The organism is Pseudoalteromonas sp. SG41-2 (genome assembly GCF_014164535.1).
GTDB lineage: Bacteria > Pseudomonadota > Gammaproteobacteria > Enterobacterales > Alteromonadaceae > Pseudoalteromonas > Pseudoalteromonas rhizosphaerae.
In genome coordinates, this window is sequence record NZ_JACJFK010000077.1 from 1 (window position 1) to 1,741 (window position 1,741).

The following is a 1,741-nucleotide window of genomic DNA, read 5'->3' on the forward strand; positions in this document are numbered from 1 at the left end:
TGGTCAGGAAAATCACGCGATTGGTCAATAATTAAGGAAGTAAATTTAAATCCTGAGAAAAAAGAAGAAATGCGGGTGGCATAAAATTTAACTTGAGGCGACAACTAACTTGAAAAACTCCGCTTATCGGTGGTGAACATAACATTGGCTATATGCCGTAATAATTGCTTTGGAGGTTTTATGAATAATCTACTATTTAACGACTCTTTCATTAACGGTGAGTTTTACTCCACTGAAAAACACTTTAGTGTTGATGATCCCGCTACACAGCAAAGCATCATCATGGTAAGTGATATCGATGATGATGGGGTTCATAAAGCCATCAACGCCGCTCACGGCGCATTTATTAAACTCAAAGCCACCAATGCCACAACGCGTAGTAATGTATTAATGCGTTGGTTTGAACTGGTTATGCAGCATAAACAAACCCTTGCTGAATTAATGACTAAAGAGCAAGGTAAACCATTAAAAGAAGCCCTTGGTGAAGTTGAATATGGGGCTGGGTTTATTAAGTGGTTCGCAGAGCAAGCCAAACGTAGCTATGGTGATGTGATCCCCGCCACTGATGACAATCATCGTTTAACTAGTTTTAAACAGCCTATTGGCGTGGTTGCAGGCATAACTCCTTGGAATTTTCCAATTGCTATGGTTACCCGTAAAGTTGCACCAGCCTATGCCGCTGGGTGTAGCTTTGTACTAAAACCTTCGGAACATACACCTTTATGTGCTTTAGCATTAGCTTATTTGGCTGACCAAGCCGGTTTTGAAAAAGGCGCTTTTAATGTATTGCTCTCTGAAAACGCTAAAATGGTGGGTGAGTTACTAACTGAATCTGAACTTGTTCGTAAGTTCACTTTTACCGGTTCAACGGGCGTAGGTAAGCAATTACTTGCACAATGTGCCCCTACTATTAAGCGTACTTCAATGGAACTTGGTGGTAACGCGCCGTTTATTATTTTTGATAATGCCGATTTGGATGAAGCGGTAACGGGACTTATGGGGGCAAAATTTAGAAATGGCGGGCAAACTTGCGTCGCGGCTAACCGTATTTTTGTACAGCGTAGCGTGCTTGATCAAGTTGTTGATAAATTAGCTAAAAAAGTTACAGCACTGAAAGTCGGTAATGGGCTTGATGACGCAACAGATATAGGGCCGTTGATTTATCCTAAAGCTAAGCAAAAAGTACAAGAGTTGGTTGCAGATGCCAAAGCAAAAGGTGCGGTACAAATAGGTGATAATGTTGAGCTTGGTGGTAACTATCAAGCACCGCTTATTTTAAATGGGGTAACTGCGGAGATGGACATTTACCATCAAGAAGTTTTTGGCCCGGTGGTGAGTATCATTGTATTTGATGAAGAGCCTGAAGTTTTAGCACTGGCCAACGATGTGCCTTATGGTTTAGCTGCTTATTTTTATAGCCAAGATTTGAAACAAATATACCGAGTGAGCGAAGCGTTAGAGTACGGCATGGTAGGTATTAACGAAGGGTTAATATCAAACCCCGTGGCACCGTTCGGTGGGGTTAAGCAGTCAGGTCTTGGTCGCGAAGGTGGCCACCAAGGGCTCGACGAGTACCTCGAAGAAAAATATGTGTGTATGAAAATTTAGCTTTAGAGCAGTAAGCTATAAGTTTTAAGCTGTCCGAGTGCTTTTTAAGTGTTGACATAATAATTTGCAACGCTCAAATTTTTGGCTTACCGCTTACCGCTTACCGCTTACCGCTTACCGCTTACCGCTTACC

General features: G+C 42.0%; 1 protein-coding gene. It reads left to right on the forward strand.

What is annotated here, in order from left to right:
* The first annotated feature begins 180 nt into the window (after positions 1-180).
* A complete protein-coding gene (locus H5186_RS22415) occupies positions 181-1,608 on the forward strand; it encodes an NAD-dependent succinate-semialdehyde dehydrogenase (RefSeq protein ID WP_182795031.1) in 1,428 nt (475 codons plus the stop codon).
* The last annotated feature ends 133 nt before the right edge of the window (positions 1,609-1,741 follow it).